General features: G+C 71.4%; 1 protein-coding gene. It reads right to left on the reverse strand.

Translation table 11 applies throughout. The features are described 5' to 3' along the window. Window positions 1-100: 100 nt before the first annotated feature. Window positions 101-2562: hypothetical protein (locus ACFV0Q_RS40745; protein WP_385013053.1), on the reverse strand; the 2462-nt coding region annotated here is incomplete at its 5' end.

The raw sequence follows: 2562 nt of genomic DNA on the forward strand, positions 1-2562 counted from the left end.
GGGGGGGGGCTGTTTTTTTTTTATAACACACCCCCCTACCGGCGCCGCGCCCCCCGGGGGGGGCCCGGGGCGCCGCCGCGCACCTGCGATCGCGATCGGATCAGCCGATACGGGTCAGCTTGCTGCCCAGCCCCGGCGAGACCAGTTCCCGCTGGAGCGCCACGGGCACCTTCACCTGGCTGGCCCCCTCGCCGACGGTCAGCACCCCGACCTGGGTCCCGGCCTTCGCCGTCTCCGGGATCGGGGTTCCGCCGTCGCCGAGCTTGATGGCGACGGTCAGCGAGGACCAGCCGACCGCCTGGACGTCGGCGGTGGCGACGACCGGCGTGCGGCCGCCGAGGCCGTCGTCCACGTAGCCGACGACCTCGCCCTTCTTCACGACGGTAGCGCCCTCGATGGCCTTCTGCGTGGCCACCAGCAGCGTCTTGCTCGCCGCGATGACGCTGTCGATGATCGGCGGCTTGTGCTGGCCGAGGACGGCGCCGACGATCAGCTGGTTGGTGTCGCCGACCTTCTTCTGCGCGGCGAAGAGGAGGTTTCCGCCCGCTTTGGTCGTCGTACCGGTCTTGATGCCGAGCGAGTCGTTGAACGGGACCAGGCGGTTCCAGTTCGGCCAGGTCTTGCCGGACGGGTCGACCCAGCTGGGCATGCGGGTGATGTCGACCAGCGCCGGGATCTCGACGATCTTCAGGCCGAGCTTCACCTGGTCCTCGGCGGTGCTGACCGTGGTCGCGTCCAGGCCCGAGGGGTCGGTGTAGGTGGTGTTCGTCATGCCGAGTTCCTTGGCGGTGTCGTTCATCTTCTTGACGAACGCCTCCTGGGAACCGGAGTCCCAGCGCGCGAGCAGCCGCGCGATGTTGTTGGCCGACGGGATCATGAGGGCGGCGACCGCGTCGTACTCGGAGATCTTGTCGCCCTCCTTGACCGTGTTGAGGGTGGACTCGTTGTCCGACTTGTCCTTCTGGCCCTCGGTCTCGGCGGTCTTGTCGACGTCGATCATCGCGCCCTTCTCACCCTTCTTGAAGGGGTGGTCGCGCAGGATGATGTACGCCGTCATCGACTTCGTGACACTGGCGATCGGCACGGGCTTCTGTTCGCCGGAGCTGCCGATGGTGCCGAGGCCCGCGGCGGCCATGGAGGCCTGCCCCTCGGTGGGCCAGGGCAGATCGGGCTTCCCGCCGGGGAAGGCGTACGTGGACTTCGCGGTCATCGCCAGCTTCGGCGCGGGCAGCGGGCGCACCATCTGCACGACGGCGAGCACGATGGCCAGCAGCAGCACGATCGGCGCGTAGATCTTGAACCGCCGGACCGCGGTGCGGATGGGGCTGGGCGGCGGGGGCGGGTTGTTGGTGAGGTCCGCCAGCATGTCGAGCGGCGGCCTGGGGGGCAGCGGCTGCTGGGTGGTGCGCTCGCTGTTGTGCGGGGTCGCCGGCGCGGGCCTGGGGGTGGATACCGGCGGGGTCGCCGCCGCGGGCTTGGGGGTGGGCTTCGGCTGGGCCTGCGGCCCGTCACCGCGCAGCGGTACGAAGGTGCTGGCCCGCGCGTCGCCCTTCCCGGCGTCGGTCGGCTTCTTGTCGGCGGCCGCCGGGGCGGAACCGGGCTTGACGGCCCGGAAGACCGCGGTGCGCTCGCTGTCGGCCGCCTCGGGCTTCTCCGCCCGGTCGGCCTTGTCCGCGTCCGCGGGCTTGCCCGTACGCGGGTCCTGCGCGGGCTTCTTGTCCGCCGCCGGAGCGGAACCCGGCTTCACGGCCCGGAAGACCGCGGTGCGCTCGCTGTCGGCCGGCTCCGGCTTCTCCGCCTGTTCGGCCTTCTCGGCGTCCGCGGGCTTGCCCGTGCTCGGGCCCTGCGCGGGCTTCTTGTCGGCGGTCGGAGCGGCACCGGGCTTCACGGCCCGGAATACCGCGGTGCGCTCGCTGTCGGCCGGCTCCGGCTTCTCCGCCTGGTCGGCCTTGTCCGCGTCCACGGGCTTGCCCGTACTCGGGCCCTGCGCGGGCTTCTTGTCGGCCGGTGAAGCGGAATCCGGAACGACGACCCCGAAACTGGTCGTCCGGACGTCCCCGGAGGGCTTCTTGGGCGCGTCCGACGCAGGCTTCACCGCACGGAAGACGGCGGTGCGCTCGCTGTCGGCCGAGGCAGGCTTCTCCGCCTTCGGCGCGTCCGCGGGCTTGTCCGTACGGGGGTCCGCCGCAGGCTTCTCGGCAGCCGGCTCGGACTTCTTGTTGCCCTCCGCCGAAGCGGAATCCGGAATGACGACCCCGAACGCGGTCGTGCGGACGTCCTCCGAGGGCTTCTTCGGCGCGTCCGAAGCGGGCTTCACCGCACGGAAGACGGCGGTGCGCTCGCTGTCGGCCGACGCCGGCTTCTCCGCCTTCTCCGCCTTCTCCGCCTTCGCCGCGTCCGCGGGCTTGCCGGTACGGGGGTCCGCCGGAGCGGAATCGGACTCGGGCTTCTCCGCCTTGTCGGCATCCGCGGGCTTGTCCGTACGCGCGTCCGCCGCAGGCTTCTCGGCAGCCGGCTCGGGCTTCTTGCCCTCCGCCGAAGCGGAATCCGGGACGACGACTC

This window comes from Streptomyces sp. NPDC059564, from assembly GCF_042735575.1.
Classification (GTDB): Bacteria; Actinomycetota; Actinomycetes; order Streptomycetales; family Streptomycetaceae; genus Streptomyces.